The 19,064-nt window shown below is 76.5% G+C and carries 18 protein-coding genes; 9 read left to right on the forward strand and 9 right to left on the reverse strand.

Annotated features, from left to right (window positions below; genetic code table 11):
* The first annotated feature begins 57 nt into the window (after positions 1-57).
* The 4 genes from D459_RS0120920 (at position 58) to D459_RS0120935 (ending at position 3,883) form a co-directional block, all read left to right on the forward strand.
* Positions 58-918: a helix-turn-helix transcriptional regulator gene (locus D459_RS0120920; protein WP_017594961.1), complete on the forward strand. Its 861-nt coding sequence runs from the start codon at positions 58-60 to the stop codon at positions 916-918.
* Positions 919-1,117: 199 nt separating this feature from the next.
* Positions 1,118-1,900, forward strand: a complete 783-nt coding sequence (locus D459_RS0120925; RefSeq protein ID WP_017594962.1) for an SDR family NAD(P)-dependent oxidoreductase — start codon at positions 1,118-1,120, stop codon at positions 1,898-1,900.
* Positions 1,901-1,959: 59 nt separating this feature from the next.
* Positions 1,960-2,973: an aldo/keto reductase gene (locus tag D459_RS0120930; protein WP_017594963.1), complete on the forward strand. Its 1,014-nt coding sequence runs from the start codon at positions 1,960-1,962 to the stop codon at positions 2,971-2,973.
* 193 nt (positions 2,974-3,166) lie between these two features.
* The gene (locus tag D459_RS0120935) at positions 3,167-3,883 is read left to right on the forward strand and encodes a maleylpyruvate isomerase family mycothiol-dependent enzyme (protein WP_017594964.1); all 717 of its coding nucleotides are present in this window, start codon (positions 3,167-3,169) and stop codon (positions 3,881-3,883) included.
* 322 nt (positions 3,884-4,205) lie between these two features.
* On the opposite strand, the gene D459_RS0120940 is transcribed toward D459_RS0120935, so the two are convergent.
* The 3 genes from D459_RS0120940 to D459_RS0120950 form a co-directional block, all read right to left on the reverse strand.
* Positions 4,206-4,871, reverse strand: coding sequence for a lysophospholipid acyltransferase family protein (locus tag D459_RS0120940; protein WP_081620653.1), 666 nt, complete (start codon positions 4,869-4,871; stop codon positions 4,206-4,208).
* 205 nt (positions 4,872-5,076) lie between these two features.
* The gene (locus tag D459_RS0120945; RefSeq protein WP_017594966.1) at positions 5,077-5,880 is read right to left on the reverse strand and encodes a phosphatidate cytidylyltransferase; all 804 of its coding nucleotides are present in this window, start codon (positions 5,878-5,880) and stop codon (positions 5,077-5,079) included.
* A complete protein-coding gene (locus D459_RS0120950) occupies positions 5,877-6,521 on the reverse strand; it encodes a CDP-alcohol phosphatidyltransferase family protein (RefSeq protein WP_017594967.1) in 645 nt (214 codons plus the stop codon). Before D459_RS0120950 ends, D459_RS0120945 begins: the two co-directional genes overlap by 4 nt.
* 1,478 nt (positions 6,522-7,999) lie before the next feature.
* Here D459_RS0120950 and D459_RS0120955 point away from each other — a divergent pair.
* Entirely contained in the window at positions 8,000-8,572 is a 573-nt protein-coding gene (locus tag D459_RS0120955; protein ID WP_017594968.1) for an LURP-one-related/scramblase family protein, read from the forward strand.
* Positions 8,573-8,649: 77 nt separating this feature from the next.
* On the opposite strand, the gene D459_RS32310 is transcribed toward D459_RS0120955, so the two are convergent.
* Both D459_RS32310 and D459_RS0120965 read right to left on the reverse strand, forming a co-directional pair.
* Positions 8,650-9,138 (reverse strand): DUF3592 domain-containing protein, encoded by a 489-nt coding sequence (locus D459_RS32310; protein ID WP_017594969.1) that lies wholly within the window; start codon positions 9,136-9,138, stop codon positions 8,650-8,652.
* A gap of 101 nt (positions 9,139-9,239) precedes the next feature.
* Positions 9,240-10,475 carry a styrene monooxygenase/indole monooxygenase family protein gene (locus D459_RS0120965; protein WP_017594970.1) on the reverse strand — a complete coding sequence of 412 codons (1,236 nt, stop codon included), beginning with the start codon at positions 10,473-10,475 and terminating at the stop codon, positions 9,240-9,242.
* Positions 10,476-11,239: 764 nt separating this feature from the next.
* On the opposite strand from D459_RS0120965, the gene D459_RS0120975 reads away from it, so the two are divergent.
* Together D459_RS0120975 and D459_RS32315 are read left to right on the forward strand one after the other, a co-directional pair.
* Positions 11,240-12,076, forward strand: coding sequence for a MetQ/NlpA family ABC transporter substrate-binding protein (locus D459_RS0120975; RefSeq protein ID WP_017594972.1), 837 nt, complete (start codon positions 11,240-11,242; stop codon positions 12,074-12,076).
* Positions 12,077-12,216: 140 nt separating this feature from the next.
* Positions 12,217-12,573: a hypothetical protein gene (locus D459_RS32315; RefSeq protein ID WP_017594973.1), complete on the forward strand. Its 357-nt coding sequence runs from the start codon at positions 12,217-12,219 to the stop codon at positions 12,571-12,573.
* Here the strand turns inward: D459_RS32315 and D459_RS0120985 are convergent.
* Positions 12,557-14,392 carry a bifunctional metallophosphatase/5'-nucleotidase gene (locus D459_RS0120985; protein ID WP_017594974.1) on the reverse strand — a complete coding sequence of 612 codons (1,836 nt, stop codon included), beginning with the start codon at positions 14,390-14,392 and terminating at the stop codon, positions 12,557-12,559. The two genes, D459_RS32315 and D459_RS0120985, sit on opposite strands and share 17 nt — an antisense overlap.
* Before the next feature lie 115 nt (positions 14,393-14,507).
* Here D459_RS0120985 and D459_RS0120990 point away from each other — a divergent pair, with 115 nt between their 5' ends.
* On the forward strand, positions 14,508-14,900 hold the full coding sequence (locus D459_RS0120990; RefSeq protein WP_017594975.1) for an MmcQ/YjbR family DNA-binding protein: 393 nt from the start codon (positions 14,508-14,510) through the stop codon (positions 14,898-14,900).
* A 74-nt stretch (positions 14,901-14,974) separates the two neighbouring features.
* On the opposite strand, the gene D459_RS0120995 is transcribed toward D459_RS0120990, so the two are convergent.
* Positions 14,975-16,042, reverse strand: coding sequence for a serine/threonine-protein kinase (locus D459_RS0120995; RefSeq protein WP_017594976.1), 1,068 nt, complete (start codon positions 16,040-16,042; stop codon positions 14,975-14,977).
* An 18-nt stretch (positions 16,043-16,060) separates the two neighbouring features.
* Positions 16,061-17,011 carry a P-loop NTPase family protein gene (locus D459_RS0121000; protein WP_017594977.1) on the reverse strand — a complete coding sequence of 317 codons (951 nt, stop codon included), beginning with the start codon at positions 17,009-17,011 and terminating at the stop codon, positions 16,061-16,063.
* A 504-nt stretch (positions 17,012-17,515) separates the two neighbouring features.
* On the opposite strand from D459_RS0121000, the gene D459_RS0121005 reads away from it, so the two are divergent.
* Positions 17,516-18,022 carry a hypothetical protein gene (locus tag D459_RS0121005; protein WP_017594978.1) on the forward strand — a complete coding sequence of 169 codons (507 nt, stop codon included), beginning with the start codon at positions 17,516-17,518 and terminating at the stop codon, positions 18,020-18,022.
* Between the two features lie 72 nt (positions 18,023-18,094).
* On the opposite strand, the gene D459_RS0121010 is transcribed toward D459_RS0121005, so the two are convergent.
* A complete protein-coding gene (locus tag D459_RS0121010; protein ID WP_241485087.1) occupies positions 18,095-19,018 on the reverse strand; it encodes an alpha/beta fold hydrolase in 924 nt (307 codons plus the stop codon).
* Positions 19,019-19,064: the final 46 nt, after the last annotated feature.

Here is a 19,064-nt window from a genome sequence, read left to right on the forward strand (position 1 = left end):
CCGGCGTGGAGGAACCGGGCCTCCGCACCCGCCGGGGCCGCTGCCGGAAGGGACCCGATGAGCGCCGAGAACGCCCGCGCCGACTCCGAGCGCCGCCGCACCGAGCTGCGCGACTTCCTGCACAGCCGCCGGGCCCGGCTCACCCCCGCCGACGTCGGCATGCCCGACGCGGGCCGCCGCCGCACCCCCGGGCTGCGCAGGGAGGAGGTGGCGGTGCTCGCCGGGGTCGGCGTCTCCTGGTACACCCGGCTGGAGCAGGGGCGCGCGGAGAACGTCTCGGCGGAGGTGCTCGACGCCGTCGCCCGCACGCTGCGGCTGGACCCGGCCGAGCGGCGGCACCTGTACCTGCTGTCCGGGCTGAACCCGCCGCTCGCCCCGGCCGCGCCGGACGGCGGGGTCCCCGCGGAGCTGCACCGGCTGCTGGAGGCGTGGGCGCCCCGGCCCGCCTACGTCCGGGACCGGCACTGGAACCTGGTGGCGTTCGGCCCGACCGTCCCCGAACTCCTCGGCTACGGCGAGAACGACCACAACTGCCTGGTCACCTTCTTCACCAACGCCCGCTACCGGGAGCTGCAGCCGGAGTGGGAGCGGGCCGCCCGCAGCGTCGTCGCGCGGTTCCGCGGCGACGCGGCGCGCTACCCGGACGACCCGCGCTTCGAGGCCATCGCCGACGACCTCAAGGCGGTCAGCCGGGAGTTCGCCGAGCTGTGGGCGCTGCACGAGGTGGCCGAGGGCGGCCGGGCGGTCAAGGCCGTGATCCACCCCGACCACGGAGACCTGGTCTTCGAGTCGACCCTGCTGACAGTACCCGACCTGCCCGGGTACGACATCGTGCTGTACAACCCGAGGCCGGGCACGGGCACCGCCGAGGTCCTGGAGCGGATCGCCGACCGGGACCGCCCGGCCCGGGTGGGCTGAACCGGGACGGCGGCGCCCGCGCGGGCGCCGCCCCTCGATGATCTTGGCGTTGCGGGGGTATCAGAGCGCTCTGATACCCCCGCAACGCCAAGATCATCGCCCTGGGGCGGGCGCTTTCCGGGCGCGCCAGGGTGGCACCGGCAGTGCCAGGATCGCCCGGGTCTGCCGCCCCGCCCGCCCCGCCGCCAATATCGTCCCCATGAACGGCAACGAGAACGCAGAGACCGCCACCGCACAGCGCTTCGCCGGACGGACCGCCCTGGTCACCGGAGGCACCAGCGGGATCGGCCTGGCCGCCGCGGCCCGGTTCCTCGCCGAAGGCGCCAGGGTCGTCATCACCGGCCGCGACGCCGGCCGGCTGGAGGCCGCGGCCAAGGAGCTGGACGCGCCGGGCCGGGTGCTGGCCGTGCGCGGCGACGCCTCCAGCGCGGCCGACCTGGACGCGCTGGCCGAGCGGATCCGGGAGTGGTCCGGCGGCCTGGACGCGGTCTTCGCCAACGCCGGGACGGCCTCCTTCGAGCACCTGGAGGACACCACCGAGGAGGAGATCGGCCGGGTCCTCGGCGCCAACTTCACCGGCGTCTACCTGACCGTGCAGAAGGCCCTGCCGCTGATCCGCCGGGGCGGGGCGGTGGTGATCAACGCGTCCTGGACGCTGCACCGCTCCCTGCCGTCCTCCTCGCTGTACGCGGCGACCAAGGCGGCCGTGCACAACCTGGCCCGCACCTTCGCCGTGGACCTGGCCGACCGGGGCGTCCGGGTGAACTCGGTCAGCCCCGGCTACATCACGACCCCCATGTTCCACGGGGCGGTCGACCCGGCGGAGATCCCCGCGCTGGAGTCCCGCATCCCCGCGGGCCGGCTCGGCGGCGCCGAGGAGGTCGCGCCGGTGGTGGCCTTCCTCGCCTCCGGCGACGCCTCCTACGTCAACGGCCAGGACATCATCATCGACGGAGGGCTGACCACCGCGGCCGCCGCCTGACGGGCGCACTGCGGCGGAGGCCCGGGACACCAGCGGACACGAGCGGAAGAGGGACGGACATGCGCACACGACGGTTCCAGGGCGCCGAGGTCGGCGCGGTCGGCCTCGGGCTGATGGGGATGAGCTGGGCCTACTCGGCCTCCGAGCGGGACGACGCGGCCTCGGAGGAGCTGATCCGGGAGGCGGTCGGCCTCGGCGCGACCTTCCTGGACACCGCCCAGGTCTACGGCGCCGGGCACAACGAGGAGCTGGCCGGCCGGGCCCTGAAGGGCCTGCGCGACCGGGTGGTGCTGGCCACCAAGACCGGGCTGGTGGTGGACGACGCCCGTACCCACGCCATGCACCGGGACGGCTCGCCCGAGCACGTGCGGCGCTCCCTGGAGGAGAGCCTGCGCCGGCTGGGCACCGACAGCGTCGACCTGTACTACCTGCACCGGGTCGACCCGGAGGTGCCGCTGGCCGAGACCTGGGGCGCCATGGCGGAGCTGGTCGCCGAGGGCAAGGCCCGCCACCTGGGCCTGTCCGAGGTGACCGCCTCCCAGGCGGAGCGAGCGCACCGGATCCACCCGGTCGCGGCGGTCCAGTCGGAGCTGTCGCTGTGGACCCGGGACGCCATGGGGGTCCCCGGCGGGACCGCGAAGCAGGGGCCGGGCCTCCCCGCCGCCGACACCGGCGAGGAGACCGGCGATGTGCTCGGCTGGTGCGCCGCCAACGGCGCCGCCTTCGTGCCGTTCTCCCCGCTCGGCCGCGGCTTCCTCACCGGGAGCGTCACCGCCGGCGGGCTGGAGGAGGGCGACTTCCGCACCGGCAACCCGCGGTTCCGCGAGGAGGCGATGCGGGAGAACCGGCGGATCGTCGAGGTGGTCCGCCGGGTCGCCGAGCGGCACGGCAGCACCCCGGCCCGGGTCGCCATCGCCTGGACACTGGCCCAGGGCGACCACGTCATCCCGATCCCCGGCACCAAGAAGTCCCGCTACCTGCACGACAACGCGGGCGCGGCCGACCTCGACCTCACCCCCGCCGACCTGGAAGAACTCGACGCGGTCCCGGCGGCGGTCGGCGACCGCTACTGAGCCGCCCCGCCCCTGGGCGGCGGGCTCGGCGCCGTCGCCGCCTCGACCGGCTTCGAGGCGGCGGCAGCGTCGGGACCATCGGGAGGGCGCGGCCCGGCGGTTGCCGGGAGGACGGCCCGGCGCCAGGATGGGTGCGGCCCGCCGGGGGCTTCCCCCGCGCGGCCGCACCCGCCGCCGATCCGGGAGGACCCGCATGCCATCGATCCCTTCCACCAGCGCCGCGACCTTCCGGCAGGTCGTGCGGGCCACGGACCGGGCGCGCGAGCGGATCGGCGCGCTGACCGACGAGGACGTCCGCGCCCCCTCGCTGCTGCCCGGCTGGAGCCGAGGCCACGTGCTGAGCCACCTCGCCCGCCAGGCGGAGGGGCTCGGCCGGCTGCTGGAGTGGGCGCGCACCGGCGTGGAGAACCCCCAGTACCCCGACCGGGCCTCGCGGGACGCCGAGATCGAGGCGGGCGCGCACCGCCCGGCCGCGGAGCTCGCCGCGGACGTCGCCGCCACCGCCCAGGAGCTGAACAGGGCCTTCGCCGAGCTGCCCGCCCCCGCCTGGTCGGCGGAGGTGCGGCCGTTCAGCGGCGGGCCGTCCACCCCGGAGCGGATCCTGGTGTTCCGCCTGCGCGAGCTGGCGGTCCACCTCGTCGACCTGGACGTCGGCACCGGCTTCGCCGACCTGCCCGGCGACGAGTGCGAGACGCTCCTGGGCGACCTCGCCGCCTACTACCGCCGCCACCCGGACACCCCGGCGATGCTGCTGCGCGACGACTCCGGCGCCGAGGCCGCCCGGTTCGGCTCCGGCGGCGCCGAGGTCACCGGCTCCCGGGCCGACCTCCTCGCCTGGCTCACCGGCCGCTCCCCGGGCACCGGCCTGACCGCCGCCCCGGCGCTGCCCGCCCTGCCGCCCTGGATCTGACCGCCGGGCGAGCCCAGGGGGCCGAAGCCGCGTTCCGGGGGGCTCTCCCGCCTCCCCGCGCCGGTCCGGCCCCGGCCGCGCGGCGGAGGACCCGGGGCCGTCGCAGGCGGCCCGATCTGCGCGACCGGGGCAGGCCGGCGGCCCCTTCCCGCTTCGCGGAGGCGGGGAACGGCAGGAGGGGCGGGCGGAGGCCGCGGCACGGGCCCGGGGATCGCGGGGAGTCCGCGCCGTCCGGGGGCCCGGCCTCTTTTCCCCGCTCTTTCCTCCTGCCTCTGCCCCCGGCACGCGTCCCGGGCCCGTGCGCCGGGGACGCGTGCCGCGGTCAGCCCTCCCCGTCCCCGGTGCCGAGGAGGCGGGCGACCTGGGTGCGGGCCGCGCGGATGTCCTCGGCCGGGATGCCGAAGCGGACCGTCACCCGGGACGGGCGGAAGCGGCCGTCCCGGCCGAGCAGGGCGCGGGTGCCCTCGATCGCCGCCGGGACCAGGGGGACGCCCGCGGACGCGGCCAGCCGGGCGGCGCCGGAGCGGAACCGGGCCAGCGAGCCGTCGGCGGAGCGGGTCCCCTCCGGGTAGACGATGACCACCCGGCCCTCGCGCAGGAACCGCTCGGCGGCCAGCAGGTCGGCCGCGCCGCCGCCGCTCCGCCGGACCGGGAACGCTCCGGTCAGCGTCCGCGCCGACCAGGCCCGGAGCGGCCGGGTGAACCAGTGGTCGTCGGCGGCCGCCACCACCGGGCGGCACCGGGCCGGGAGCGCGGCGATCAGCGCCGCGGTGTCGGCGTGCGAGGAGTGGTTGGCGACCAGGACGCACGGCCCCTGCGGCGGGGAGCCGAGGACGCGGATCCCGCCGGTCCCGGTCAGCGCCGTCCGCCACAGGGCGGTGCGGGCCACGGAGTCGAACGTCGCACCTCCCCGGGCGCGGCCGGGGGCCTCCGTCCGGGAGTGGGCGGCGGCCCGGCGGGCCGGGACGGTGGAGAAGAAGGCGGTCATCGGGATCTCCTTTCTGCGGACGCCCCGGCTCCGGGCCGGGGCGGACGCGGATTCCTGCGGCATCGGGACCGGGCGGAGGCCGCCGCCGGCGCGGCTCCGCGCACCGGCCGGGAGGAGCGCGGCCCGGCGCCCGGCGGAGCCGGCCACCGCGGACCGGGCCGCCGCACGTTCCCGGTCTGGGCCCTGCCCGGTCGCGGAGGGGAGGTCATGACAGCACCACCGCCACCGGCAGGGCGAGGAGCAGCGAGTCGGCGCGGTCCAGCAGGCCGCCCATGCCGGGCAGCCAGGCGGCGGTGTCCTTCACCCCGGCGTCCCGCTTGACCATGGACTCCAGCAGGTCGCCGAGCGGGGCGGCGACGGCGACCGCGAGCACCAGCGCCGGGGTGGCCGCGCCGAACAGGAGGAGCACCGCCGTCCCCGCCGCCGCTCCGGCCGCCGCGCCGCCCCAGCGCTTGGCGGGGGAGAGCGGGGAGAGCCGCGGACCGCCGAGGAACCGGCCGCCGAACCACGCCCCGACGTCGGCCACCGCGACCGCGGTGCACAGCGCGAACGCCGCCGGGCCGAGCAGCACCAGCCCGGCGGGCGCGGCCAGCCAGACGGTGCCGAACAGCGCGCGCGAGGCGCGGCGCGCCCCGTCCTCGGCGTCCCCGGCCAGCACCGGGACGAGCACCACCGCCAGCGCGCCCGCCGCGAGCACCCGCCAGAGCAGCTCCGGGGCGATCCAGGCCACCGGCGGCAGCGCCGCGACCACGGCGCCGGCGACCAGCGCCTCCGGCGGGCGCAGGCCGGCCGTCCGGGCGTACTCGGCCATGGCGACGGCGGCGAGGGCCGAGGCCAGCGCCGCCACCGCCGGGGCGCCCAGCGCGAACGCCCCGCCGACCACCAGCGCGATCAGCACCCAGCTGGACCAGCGCCGGATCAGCTCGGCCCGCCGGGACGCCCACACCCCGGCCCCGGAGAGCAGCAGCGCGCCGCCGATGAACGGGGCCGCCTCGACCGCGCCGGTCATCGCCGACCACCCGCCCCGAGCGGAGCGGCGGCGGCCCCGGTGGCGGCCCCGTCGGGGGCCGGGCCGGTGCGCAGCGCCCGGGCGGTGCGCACCAGCCGGAGCGCCGCGGTGGCCAGCGAGCCGGCGATCATCAGGCCGAACACCAGCGGCGCGGCGCCGACCGCGGCGAACAGCACGAACAGGGCGCACCGCTCGGTCTTGCCGCACGGCCCGCCCTGCACCCGCGGCGCCCCGGCGGCCGCGCCGGCCAGCGAGATCCAGGACGGCAGGGTCGCGGCGCAGGCCGCGCCGAGCACCCAGGCCGCGGGGGCGGCGAACAGGCACCCCGCGAGCACCGCGAACTCGGCCAGCCGGTCGCCCAGCTCGTTGGCGACGTAGCCGAACCGGGTGGTCCGGCCGCTCTCCCGGGCCACCCCGCCGTCCAGGTTGGCGCAGGCCAGCCGGGCGACGAGCAGCGCCGCCACCGCGACCGCGCACAGCGGGCCCGGCGGCAGTACCGCCAGCGCCCCGCCGGCGGCCGCCCCGAACCCGACCCCGGCCCAGGTCAGCGCGGCGGGCGGCACCCGCCGTGCGACCAGCACCCGGCGCACCGAGGCCAGCCGGCCGGCGAACCAGGGCTTGAGTCCATAGAGTCCGTCCATGCAGGTCAGGATCGCCCGCTAGGCGCGCCTACGACATCGGCGCGCACCCCCACCCGGCCTGAGTAGGGCTACTCAGCCCGCCCCCGGTCGATGATCTTGACGCTGCGGTCCTGTCAGAGCGGGCGGTTTCCAGTGGCCGCTGCAACACCGCACACCACAGAGGAGAGGAAGGGGCCGGCCGGTCGGTCGCCCGGGTGCGGCGCCCCATGGGGTGGGGGTTCAGGCGGGCGGCGACGGCGGCGGGGGGGGCGGGGCGGAGGCGGTCGCCCGGGTGTCGGGCCCCACGGGGCGGGGGTTCAGGCGGGCGGCGAGGGCGGCGGTGGGGACCGGCCGGTCGGTCGGTCGGGTACGGCACCCCGCAGAGCGAAGGTCAAGACGGGCGGCGACGGCGAAGGCAGGGCCGGGGCCGGGCACCCCAGCCGGGCGCGGCACCTCGCGGAGCGAAGGTTCAAGCTGGCGGCGACGGCGGCGGGTGGGGACCGGCTGGTCGGTCGGGTGTGGCAGAGCAGGGAGGGGCGGCCGGGGCGGGCAGAGGGAGCGGGTTCGCCGTGTCCGCGTCGCCCCGGGCGTCGGGGCCGGCCGCCGCTGAAACCGCTACCCCTCTCTGAACTGGGCGAATACGCAGGGTGATGGTGGGGTGGGGTGCCCTGCGCACCGCGAGAGCACCCCGGTGATTCCCGGGCGCGCATCCTGGGCCGGATCGGGCCCCGAGAGGCCCGGTTCGCCCTGATCGGGCCGGTGACGGAGGGTTCGAGCCGCCCGCAAGGTCAGGATGCAGGGGGCCGGAACCCGGGGAGAGGCGGAGCGGGGGTGGGATGTCGCTTTTGTTCTCTCGGGGAGCCCCGTTTGGCCACTCTGGTGGATCGGGGAGGGGGTGGTCGGGGCTTGGGGGCTTACTACTCGCTGGTAGATGTAATCGGGGTGCTCTCGCGGTGCGCAGGGCGCCCCTGCCTCCGCCCGATCCCCGCCGCAAACCAGGCATAAAGGGATAAGGCCCCCTGGTGGGGCCAGGCGGGCAGGCCCGCCCGCCTCCTCCGCCGGGGCGCCGCCCCCGCCGGGAGCACGCGCGGGCCGGGCCGGTGAACGCGGCGCCCGCCCACTCCCGCCCTCGCCGCCCGTTTGAACCTCCGCTCCGCGAGGCGCCGTACCCGACCGACTGGCCGGTCCCCCTCCCGCCGTCGCCGCTTGCTTGAGCCCGGGCCTCGTAGGGCGCCGCGCCCGGGTGAGACGCCCGGCCCCGCCCCTTCCTCTGCCGTCGCCGCCTGTTTGAACCTCGGCCCTGTGGGGGCGCTGCGTTCGGGTGATCACCTTCGCCTCGTCCCTGCCTTGGCCGTCGCCGCTGGTCTGGACCTTCGCTCTGCGGGGCGTCCCGCTGGACCGACCGGACGGGCCGGTGGGAACCGGTGGGGGCGGTGCTCCGTCGAACGGCTCGCAGCAGGTCCGCCGCGGGGCGGGCCCCGGAACGGAACGGAAGTGCGATGCACGGCTTGCAGGCGATGACCCGGCTGGTGGTCCGGCAGCGGATCCGGCCGATGGTCAACCAGTACGAGGTGCGGGCCGAGCGCCCGGACGGGTCGGAGGGCGAGATGGTGGCCTTCGCCCAGCAGAAGCGGATGGCCTTCAAGGAGCAGGTGACGTTCTACACCGACGACACGCGCAGCGTGCCGGTGCTCGGGTTCAAGGCCCGCCAGGCGATCGACCTGGGCGCCGTCTACGACGTGTTCGACGGCGCCGGCGCCCCGGTGGGTCTGTTCCGCAAGGACTTCAAGAAGTCGTTGCTCCGCTCCACCTGGCACGTCGAGCAGCCCGGGCTGCCGCCCGCGGTGGGGACGGAGCGGAACGAGACCCTGGCGCTGCTCCGCCGCTTCCTGGAGTTCCTCCAGTTCATCCCCTACCACTTCGACTTCACCGCGGACGGCCGGCCGCTGTTCAGCGTCGACAAGCGATGGGGGCTGCGGGACCGGTACACCGTCGAGATCCAGGAGCCGGCGATCGACCGCCGCCTGGTGATCGCGATGGCCGTCGCCCTGGACGCGCTCCAGCAGCGCTGACCCCGCCCCGCGGCGCCGGCCCGGTTCCGTGGTGCCGGCTCAGTCCCGCGGCGCCGGCTCGGCCCCGGGGCGCCCGGTCAGCCCCGGGCGCGCAGGGTTCGGACCAGGGCGGCGATCGCCCCGGCCGCCGCGGCGGCGCCGAGCACCAGGGCGCCGATGCCGAGCGGGCGGAACAGGTCCAGCGCGCCCTCCTCGGTGCTCTGCACGGTCACCGGGGAGTCCGGGGCGCCGGGCTCGTAGGCGACGGTGAGCGTGTCGCCCTCGCCGTAGTCGTCGGCGTCGAGGCCGTTCAGGCGGACATCGGAGTAGTCGGTCCCGTCCACCTGGTAGCCGACGTACACGTCGTAATCGACCCGCTTCCGGCGGTCGTCGCCGGGCCTCCGGTCGATCTCCCGGTCCACCCGGGTGACCACGGCCTCGGCGCGCCCGGTGTGGCCGCTGTAGTCCTGGGAGCCCAGGACGGTGAAGACCGTCCCGATGATCAGCAGGACCAGGGTGAACACCCCCAGCACCATGGGCAGGACGAAGCGGTTGCCCCGCTTCGGGGACTTCGGGCGCGCGGTCATCGGGACCTCCGGGGGTGAGGCGGGTCGGTCTGCACCCGGGCGGGGCCCCTCGGAAGGGCGGGACCGGGCCCTGCGGTTCTACCGCACCGGGGCCCGCCGGGTCACGCCGGGGCGCCGGATCGGACCAGGTCCAGGTACTCGTAGGCGCGCTCGGGGTGCAGGAACCAGCCGATCAGGTCGGACGGGTCGTCGAAGGCGGCGGCGAACCGGTCGGCGAGCCCGGGGTGGTCCGCGGCGGCGCGGAGCAGCTCCCAGGCGTGCGGCGGGCCGTCCAGCATCACCTCGCTCCAGGCGGTGACGTGCCGGGCGTGCCGCCAGTACGCGCTGAACGCGCCGCGCATGAACTCCTCGTCGAAGGGGCGGCCGCCGTGGTCCACGATGGCCCTGCGGTAGACCTCGGCGCAGGCCGAGGCGGCGTTGGCGCCCTGGGAGGTGATGGGGTCGTTGACCACGACCGCGTCGGCCATGCCCAGCACCGCGGCGCCGCCGGGCAGCCGGCCCACCGGGTTGCGCACCGCCGGCGCGTACCCGCCGCGGGCCTCGGCCGCCGGGTCGGTGGGCCGCACCTCCGTGCAGCGCTCGTACACCCATGGCGCGCTGTCCCGCAGCACGTCGAGGATGCCCTCCAGCACCATGCCGGGCTGCGGCCGGGAGGGCACCGGGCGGTCCATCGGGCCGCCCGGGACGGCCTCCACCAGCACCGCGTGGCAGCGCCCGGAGACGGTCAGCGCGGGCAGCGTGATCACCTCGCCGGCCCCGGGCACGGCGCTGCGGTGCATCACCGGCCCCTCCGGGTGCTCGGCCATGCCGTGCACGTAGGCCAGGGCCAGGGTGCGCCGCGGCCCGGCCGGCCGGGACCGGGCCCGATCCGGTTCGAACAGGGCGGACAGCTCGCCCTTGCCCGCGGCCACCACGGTCAGGTCGTAGGCGCCGCCGAACCACTCCAGGTCGGAGAGGGTGGCGCCGTGGTAGACGGTGCGCCCGCCGCGCCGCTCGAACTCCTCCAGCCAGGCGGCCAGCTTGACCCGCTGGTCGACCGACTGGGCGGGTTCGCGCAGCCGCCCGGTCCAGGACGCCTCCTGGGCGCCCTGCCCGTCGGCGATGACCATCCCCACCCCGGTGATCTCGGGGGCGTCGCCGTCCCAGAAGGCCAGCCGGTGCCGGCGCTCGCGGCGGAGCGCGGTGCCGAACAGGCACTGGGTGGACAGCACCCGGCCGGCGCGCAGCTCGTCCGGTGACTGGAGGGTGACCAGGGTGACGTCGTAGCCGTCGCCGAGGAGGCCGATCGCCAGCTGGAGCCCGGACTGCCCGGCGCCGACGATGAGGATCTTGCGCATGCGGTTCCCGTCCTGTCGCGGAGGATCGTGGGGGCGGGGGAGCGGCCCGGACGGGAACCTAGCAGCGGCCCGGCGGCGCCCCGATCCGCCCCCGGGCGGGGCGTCCGGCGACCGGGGCGGCCGTGCGGGGCGCGGTCCCGGTCCGCGGAACCGGCCGACCTGGGGGTTCGGGCGGGCGGGGGCGGAGCGGGCGGTCCCGGGGCCGCCGGAGCGGCGCGCGGCGGCGGGGCGGGGCACCGCGGAACTCCCGGGTGCGGTCGCTCACACCGCGGCGGCGCGCCCGGCCCGCGGCGGCCCCCGGGCATGGAAGGACCCCGCGGCCGGCGCCGGCCGCGGGGTCGCCCCGCCGGGTCAGCGCCCGGTCTTGGGGCCGTCGTAGGTCTTGGTGAAGAACGCTCCGAGAATGCCGGCGATGAGCATCATCGGGAGGCTGATGAACATCAGCACGGCTGCGACGGTACCGACCATGGGTGTGAATCCTCCGTTGTTCTGCCACGCGGCCGGGCAGGGAGGGGCGGCCCCCCGTGCTTCCTTCGTCGTCCCGGCATCGCCTCCTACCGAGGATAAGGCGCGTTCGGGGCGGGGCGGCTCCGCCCCCGGCCGATCGGCGCGGCCCCCGGCGCCGGGCTCTGTGCCGTTGGTCACGGAGGGTGGTCGGCACCGGAACCCTTGATTTACGATCGGGCGAATAGGAAATAAGGGATGACCTGCCGCGATCCGTGCGGCCGTCCCGCCCCCGACCGCGAGCAGAAGGATCCCCTGCCATGCGCCGCCGCACCGCCCTCGCCGCCCTCGCCGCCGCCCTCCCGCTGGCGGCCGCCTCCTGCGGCGCCCCCTCGGAGAACGCGGCGGGCGCCTCCGGGGAGGGGGAGGTCCTGCGGGTCGGCGCCACCGCGGTGCCCGCCGGCGAGATCCTCGCCTTCGTCCAAGACGAGCTCGCCGCCGACGCCGGCCTGGACCTGGAGATCGTCGAGTACTCCGACTACATCGCCCCCGACGCCGCGCTGGCCGAGGGCGGGCTGGACGCCAACCTCTACCAGCACGAGCCGTTCCTGGAGGAGTTCAACGCCGGCAACGGCGCCGACCTGGTCGCCGTCCAGGACGTCTACCTGCCCCCGCTGGGCCTCTACTCCGACACCGTGGACGACCCGAAGGACCTGCCGGACGGCGCCGAGGTCGCGGTGCCCAACGACCCCACCAACGAGTACCGGGCGCTGCTGCTGCTCCAGGAGGGCGGCCTGGTCACCCTCGCCGAGGACGCCGAAGAGGGCTCCTTCTCCCTCTCCGACGTCGAGGAGAACCCGCGCGGCCTGGAGTTCCGCGAGGTCGACGCGGCCCAGCTGCCGCGCTCGCTGGACGACGTGGACGCCGCGGTGGTCAACAACAACTACGCCCAGGACGCCGGGCTGAACCCCGCCGAGGACGCCGTCCTGGTCGAGGAGCTGGAGGGCAGCCCCTACGTCAACGTGCTGGCCGCCCGCTCCGACAACGCCGGCGACCCGCGCGTCACCGCCCTCGCAGAGCTGCTCACCGCGCCGGAGACGGTCGCGTTCATCGAGGAGGAGTACGCCGGCAGCGTCATCCCGGCCGCCGCGGAATGAACCCGGGGCCCCCGGGGATGTAGGGTCCGCTCCGAGGGGAACGGAACGGCCGTCCGGCTCGTTGTCCTGGTACGAACCGAAGACCGACTCCCGAGCCGCCTCCCGCAGCCGCTCCACTGACCCCCGAAGGCGGAGGTGCGATGGTGCCCTTCGAACCGAACGTCCGCGTCCCCGGTGGCGCCCCGGTCCCCTATGGGGCCCGGACCCCCGACGAGTTCCTGGAGGCGATGCGCGAATACCGCTCGCGGGCGGGCGATCCCTCCTACCGAGAGATGGCCTACCGCTCCGGGGGCGTGTGCACCGCGGAGCGGTTCCGGCGCACCCTGGAGGGGACGGAGCAGCTCACCGTCGCCTTGGTGGGCGCCTTCATCACCGCATGCGGCGGGGACGCCGAGGAATGCGGGCAGTGGACCACGGCCCTGCGCTCGCTCCGCCTGCGGATGGCGGAGCGTGCACAGGGCCGAGGGTCCGAGCCGGGGATCAGTCCAGCCGGGTGATCCGGCCCTCGCCGCCCTCCGGGTAGTCGGCCGCGGTCACCGCGCCGCCCAGGTCGTTGCGGAGGAAGCCGGAGAGCGCCTGCTGGTGCACGGTCCCGACCGGGGTGAACTCCGCCCCGCGGAACGGGTACTGATCGCCGCCGGCGGCGAGGAAGTCGATCGTCGCCACGGTGACCGGGGCCCCCTCGACCACCTTCCCGTCGGCGACCAGCACGGTGCCGTCGTCCAGCACGGCGTCGCGGACCCGCTCGCCCGGGGTGAGCACCTGGCCGGCGTCGTCCACCACCTGCGCGGTGCGGCTCGCGTCGTAGCCGAACTCCACCCCGGCCACCTGGGCGAACCGCCCGTCGGCCGCGGGGATCCGGGAGACCGCGTTCTCCAGCAGCTCCTTGACCTGGGAGCGGGGCAGCTCCGGCACCACCGCGACCTGGTTGGTGAACGGCAGCACGGAGTAGGTGTCCAGCTCGGAGACGGGCCCGGCGGGCAGCACCGAGTTGTTCCGGATCCCGCCGCCGTTCTGCAGCGCGAGCTGCGGCTCGGGCACCCCGTACTCGCCGGCCTTGGCCCGGCCCGCGGCCAGCACCGCGTCGGCGACCAGGTCGCCCAGGTTGGTCTCGGCGGTGCGCACCCCCGGGTCGCGGACGCCGTCCAGCGGCACCTCGGAGGTGGCGGCGACGTCCTCGGCCAGCGCGTCCAGGTGCTCGCGCACCGGCTCGTGCACCTCGGCATGGACCTCCGGGTCCGGCTCGACCGCGTCCTCCCCGGTGCCGGAGACGCGCACCGGGCCGGAGCGGTCGGCGATGCGGAGCAGGTTCCCCTCGGCGTCGAAGTCGGCGACCAGCCGGCCGATGTACTTGTAGTCGGAGTTGGCCTGGACCACCGGGACCTCGGCGCCCGCGGAGTCCTGCGCCCACAGCGGGTAGCCCATCGGCTCGCCGGTCTGCGGGTCCTCGGTGACGGTGTCCCCGGGGACCAGCGGCGTGTCCGGGCCGGCCTGCACCTCCCCGCCGCCGCCGGCGATGACGATGTCCACGCCGCGCAGCTCGGAGACGAGCGCGCGCTCGTTGTTCACGTCCTGCAGGTGCGAGATGAGGACGATCTTGTCGACGCCCTCGTCGGTCAGGTCGTCCATTGCGCCCTGCACGGCCGAGGCGACCTCCGGGTCGACCACCACACCGCGCGGGCTGGAGATGGCGGGAAGCTGCGGGGTGAGCGCCCCGACCACGCCGATCTCCTCGCCCCGCTCCTTGAGCACGGTGCTCGGGGCGATCGCGCCGTCGGCGGCCAGCTCGGCCAGGCGCGGCTCGGCGGAGACGTCGGTGTTGGCGGAGAGGAACGGCGCGGTGCCGCCGGCCTCCCGGTAGGCCTCGATGTAGCCGGCGTAGAAGTCCGGGCCGAAGTCGAACTCGTGGTTGCCGAAGGCGATCGCGTCCCAGCCGGTGCGGGCGGCGGCGATCGCGTCGTAGAACGGTGCGCCCTCCTCGGCACTGGCCGAGAGCTCCGGGCCGGCCAGGTACATGTCCCCGGAGGAGAGGGTGACCACGCCGCGGCGCCGGGACTCGCCGTCCTGGGCGGCGGAGGGCCGGCGCTCCTCGTCGCGGAGCCGGTCCATCAGCGCGGTGAACCGGGCCGCGCCGCCGTAGGCCTCGTCGGCGGGCGCGCCGAGCAGCGCGGACTCCAGGTCGTTGGCGTGCAGCACGGTCAGGGTGAAGTCGGCCCGCTCGGGCGGGGGATCGGCCCAGGCGGGGGCGGGTACGGCCAGCAGGACGGCCGCGAGCAGCGCGGGGGCGGCGGCGCGGCGCAGCGGGGGAAAGGGCATGTGCTCACTCTCGGGGGAGATGGAAAACGATTACACCTGCACTGTCGGTCTCGGATTCTAGGCTTCGGCCATCGGCGGCGGAAGAGCGGCGGAAGAAGCGGAAGGCGGCGGCACCGTGACACCCGAGCAGATCATCGACATGGCGCTGTGGTTCCCCGAGGCCGAGGAGACCGAGCCGTTCGGCCCCGGCATCCTGGTCTACAAGGTGCGGGGGAAGATGTTCGCCCTGGTCGGCGAGGACCGCAGGCGCGGCACCGCCCAGGTCTCGCTCAAGTGCGACCCCGGCCTCGCCCTGGAGCTGCGCGCCCAGTTCCCCGGCGTCCGCCCCGGCTACCACCTGGCCAAGAAGCACTGGAACAGCGTCGACCTGGACGGCTCGGTGCCCGACGACGAGATCGCCGAAATGGTCCGGCACTCTTACGAGCGCGTCGTCGCCGGCCTGCGCCGCGCCGACCGGGACCGCCTGCTCGCCGTCCTCGGCGAGGACCTCCCGCCGCTACCTCGATGATCTTGACGCTGCGGGGGCTTCGGAGCGTCCTGATACCCCCGCAACGTCAAGATCATCGGGGCGGGGTGCGGGCGTTACCCCGCGGGCGGGTGGAACCGGCTCCGGCGCGGCGGCTTCGGCGGCCGCACCGCCACCCCGGTCCAGTCCCGGCGGAGCACCTCGCGCACCGCCGCCGCGCGCCCGGTCGGGCCGGCCGGGGGCTCCGCCCTGCCCGCCCCGTCGGCCCCGCCCGCCGAGAGCAGCGCGCCGAGCAGCTCCGGCGCGGGCGGCCGGTCCCCCGGGTCCTTCGCCATCGCCGCGGCCACCGGCCCCTCCAGCGCGGGCGGCAGCCGGTCGACGTCGGGGGCCTCGCGCACCGCCCGGCGGGCCAGCTCGGCCGGGGCCGCCACCCCGAACGGGTCGCGCGCCGAGGCCGCGTACGCCACCAGCGCACCCCACAGGAACACGTCGGAGGCGGCCGTCACCCCGCCGCCCCGGTACTGCTCGGGGCTGATCCACCCCGGGGTGCCCAACCGGTCGCGCGGTCCGGGCAGCCGCTCCTCGCCCTCCGGCGCCGGATCGGGCAGCCGCAGGTCGCGCACGGCGCGGCGGTACCGGCGCAGCCGCAGCCAGCGGACGGCGTCCTCCCTGGTCTCCCGGTGCGCGATGCCGAAGTCGAGCAGCTTGGGGCCGGCGGGGGAGAGCACCACGTTGCCCGGGTTCAGGTCCCGGTGCACCACGTCCACCGCGTGCACCGCGCGCAGCGCGTCGGCGCACCCCACGGCGAGCGCGAACAGCATGCCGCGGCGGAGCCGGCCGTGCCGCTCCACGTGCCGGCGCAGGGTCGGCCCGGGCACGAACTCGGTGGCCAGCCAGGGCCGCTCCGCCTGCACGTCGGCCCCGGCGAAGCGGGCCACGCACGGGCTGTTCACCCGGGCGAGCAGCCGCGCCTCCGCGGCGAACCTGCGCCGGAACGCGCCGTCGCCGGCGTGCCGCTCGTGCACCACCTTGACCGCCAGGTAGCCGCGGAGCCCGTCACCGGTCGCGGCGTAGACGGTGCCCATCCCGCCCGACCCGACCCGGCCCACCAGGCGGTACCCGCCGACCTCGGCGGGGTCGCCGGGCAGCAGCGGGTCCAGGCGGCGCGGGCCGCGGGCCTTCACCGGGCCCGCCCCACCGGGTCACGCCCCCTCGGGCCGGCCGCCGGCGCCCCCGCGCGCCCGGCCGAACCCCTCGGTGATCTCCACTGCGAGCTCCAGCAGGCCGAGTGCGGTGGCGGCGCGCACCCCGCCGAGCTCGACCGGCCGCCCCGCGGACAGCTGCGGGTCCTCGGGGAGCAGGAGCGCCCCGGCGCACCGGTCGGCCAGCTGCCGCCGCAGGTCCTCCACCCCGGGCCCGGTGCCGGCCCGGTCGACGACGATGGTGCAGCCCGCGGCCAGCTCGTCGAAGCCCAGGTCGCGCAGCTCGTCCAGCACGGTGGCGGCGCGCCCGGCGCCCTCCTTGGTCGGGGCGCAGACCAGCACCAGCCGGGTGGCCCGGGCCAGGACCGCGGGCATCGCCGGCTGCCCCAGCCCGCTGCCGGCGTCGACCAGCTGCACCGGGTAGTGCCGCTCCACCGAGTCCGAGATCCGCCGGAACCCCTCCAGGCCCAGCGGGCGGGAGGCGGTGTCCTCCGGCCGGGACGCCAGTACGTCCAGGCCGCCGGTGGTCTGCGCGGTGAACCGGTTCATGTCGGAGAACCGGACCGCCGCCTCCTTCGAGGCGATCAGGTCCTGCAGCGGCAGCTCCGCGTGCCACTTGAGCGGGAGCCGCTCGGTGAGCGGGGCGTGCTCGGCCTCCGCGTCCACCGCGATGATCCGGTCGCCCCGGTGCGCGGCCAGCACCGACCCCAGGCCGAGCGCGACCGTGGTCGCACCGACCCCCGGGTCCGCGCCGAGCACCACGATGGACTGGTGCTCCTCCGGCAGCACCGCCCGGCCCACCGACGCCTCCAGCTCCTGGCGGCGCCGCTCGGTCTTGGACTCCCCGGGGTTGAACCGGCCGCCGGTCACGGTGTAGAGCGCGCGGCGCCAACCGCCCTTGGGCGCGGGCCGCTCCCGGCGGATCAGTGCCTCCGCGCTGAGTTCGCCCAACGGGTCGGGGACGGGCCCTCGGCCGCCGCCGGACGCGGGATCGGGTTGGGGGGAGCGAACAGACACCGCTGGACTTCCTCGGAGATCGACTCGTGCACGTGGCCCTATCCCGCGGCATTTTACGCAGGGTCGCCGGTAAGCGACGGGGCAGGGCGTTCCGCCGCGCCCGATTCCGGCGCGGGGATGAACCGTTCCGCCGCTCCGGCCGTCAGACCGGAGTACGCCGGGACCGCAGGGGAAAGGGGCCGATGCACTCGGATTACCCGCCGCGGCGGTCTCCACACCGCTCCGCCCTCCCACCTGCGGTTCGACCCGCCCGGTCCGCCGCCCGGCCCCCGCTCCGGGGAGCCGGCCGCCGGTCCCGCGGCGGCCCCGGGCCCGCCGGGGCCGGCTCCACCGCGGGCGGGCGGAGACCCCCGCCGGTGATCTGAGACCCACCCCGCGCGCCCGCGCCCACCGACCCCCGCCCACCGGCGGGCCGGAACCGAATGGAGAAAGACCTCCGTGTACACACCCCACCCCCAGTACGCCTACGGCCCGCCGGCTCAGCAGGAGCCGCCGCCGATCCCGGGCAGCGTCACCGCGGTGCGCGTGCTGATGTTCCTCGGCGGCTGCCTCGGCGTGCTCACCGCGCTGGCCGTCGCCGTACTGCTCGGCGCCGTCATGGGCATGTCCCCAGGCGAGGTGTCGGACCTCTCCGACGCGCAGCGGGTCGCGCTGGAGTTCATGGCGGACGAGGGCGTCGACCCCGAGGTGATGGCCGTGATGATCGGCCTGTTCATCGGGGTCCCCGGGGTCACCGGCCTGGCCTCGCTCTTCCTGTCCGCGGTGGCCGGCCGCCGCTCCCGGCTGTGGCCGCTGTGCATCGTGCTCTTCCAGGTCCTGCTCGCCCTGGGCTACCTGGTGAACCTGCTCTTCCTCAACCTGCTGGCGCTCGTCCCGCTGGCGCTGTGCATCCTCAAGATCTGCCTGATCTGCGGCCCGCGCGCCCGCGCTTACTACGCCTCCTGAATCGCCCCTCGGGCACCGGCGCCCCGCCCCCGCCCGGAGGGGCGGGGAACGGGGCGCCGGCGCCGGGCGGGCCTACCCGGTGGTGGGGCCGTCCGCCGCGCCGAGGTGCCCCAGGACGGTGTCGGCCACCTCGGCGACCGCCTCCGGCGCGATCGGGTGCCCCATGTCCGGCACGAAGTGCATCCGGGCGCCGGGGATCTCCGCGGCGATCAGCGGGCCGTGCCCCGGCTTGACCGGCTCACAGGCGCCCTCCATGACCAGGGTCGGCGCGGTGATCCCGGGCAGCAGGCCGACCGGCTCGAAGTCCGGGTCGGCGGCGGCCGCGAGGCGGTGGTTGGCGACCGTGGCGGGGTCGCGGTCCCGGTCCAGCAGCCGCTCCTCCAGCCGGCGCTGGGCGTCGGCGTCGAACGGCAGGTTCGGGCCGTTGAGCACCCGGGCCGTCTCCACCTGGAACGCGATCAGCTCCTCCCGCCCCTCCGGCGGCGCGGCGAACGCCTTCCGGAACAGCTCGACGAACTCGGCCTTCGGCCCGGGGAGGGAGCCCTCCGGCTGGGCCTCCCCGGCCAGGGCGCGCATGATCACCTTCCCCTCCCCGCGGCCGAGCGGGGAGGACCCGATCACGGTCAGCGACCGCACCCGCTCCGGGCGGAGCGCGGCGATCCACTGCGCCAGCAGGCCCCCCGCCGAGTGGCCCACCAGGTGGGCCGAGCCGATGCCGAGCGCGTCCAGCACGCCCAGCGCGTCGTCCCGGATCGCCTCCCAGGTGTAGGGGGCGGCCGCGAAGTCGATGGCGGACGAGCGGCCGGTGTCCCGGTGGTCGTACCGGACCACCCGGTACCCGGCCGCGGCGATCCGCCCCACCAGGGCGTCCGGCCACGCCGCGCCCTGCGACATCGACCCCATGACCAGCAGCACCGGCGGGTGCGACGGGTCGCCGAACTCCTCGGCGTGGATCTCGATGCCGTTCACCGCGAGCATGTGTTCCTGAGCGGTCAAAGCGCCTCCTCCGTCGTTCTCCGTCGGAGACCACTCTTCCGCGGCG

This window comes from Nocardiopsis potens DSM 45234 (assembly GCF_000341105.1).
In the GTDB taxonomy this organism is placed as follows: Bacteria; Actinomycetota; Actinomycetes; order Streptosporangiales; family Streptosporangiaceae; genus Nocardiopsis_A; species Nocardiopsis_A potens.

Bases quoted from the DNA above. Each gene is read 5' to 3' on its own strand.
- D459_RS0120975 (WP_017594972.1), top strand. From the start codon at position 11,240: ATGCGCCGCCGCACCGCCCTCGCCGCCCTCGCCGCCGCCCTCCCGCTG.
- D459_RS32310 (WP_017594969.1), bottom strand. From the start codon at position 9,138: ATGACCGCGCGCCCGAAGTCCCCGAAGCGGGGCAACCGCTTCGTCCTG.
- D459_RS0120985 (WP_017594974.1), bottom strand. From the start codon at position 14,392: ATGCCCTTTCCCCCGCTGCGCCGCGCCGCCGCCCCCGCGCTGCTCGCG.
- D459_RS0120930 (WP_017594963.1), top strand. From the start codon at position 1,960: ATGCGCACACGACGGTTCCAGGGCGCCGAGGTCGGCGCGGTCGGCCTC.
- D459_RS0120950 (WP_017594967.1), bottom strand. From the start codon at position 6,521: ATGGACGGACTCTATGGACTCAAGCCCTGGTTCGCCGGCCGGCTGGCC.
- D459_RS0120940 (WP_081620653.1), bottom strand. From the start codon at position 4,871: ATGACCGCCTTCTTCTCCACCGTCCCGGCCCGCCGGGCCGCCGCCCAC.
- D459_RS0120955 (WP_017594968.1), top strand. From the start codon at position 8,000: ATGCACGGCTTGCAGGCGATGACCCGGCTGGTGGTCCGGCAGCGGATC.
- D459_RS0120945 (WP_017594966.1), bottom strand. From the start codon at position 5,880: ATGACCGGCGCGGTCGAGGCGGCCCCGTTCATCGGCGGCGCGCTGCTG.
- D459_RS0120920 (WP_017594961.1), top strand. From the start codon at position 58: ATGAGCGCCGAGAACGCCCGCGCCGACTCCGAGCGCCGCCGCACCGAG.
- D459_RS0120925 (WP_017594962.1), top strand. From the start codon at position 1,118: ATGAACGGCAACGAGAACGCAGAGACCGCCACCGCACAGCGCTTCGCC.
- D459_RS0120935 (WP_017594964.1), top strand. From the start codon at position 3,167: ATGCCATCGATCCCTTCCACCAGCGCCGCGACCTTCCGGCAGGTCGTG.
- D459_RS0120965 (WP_017594970.1), bottom strand. From the start codon at position 10,475: ATGCGCAAGATCCTCATCGTCGGCGCCGGGCAGTCCGGGCTCCAGCTG.
- D459_RS32315 (WP_017594973.1), top strand. From the start codon at position 12,217: ATGGTGCCCTTCGAACCGAACGTCCGCGTCCCCGGTGGCGCCCCGGTC.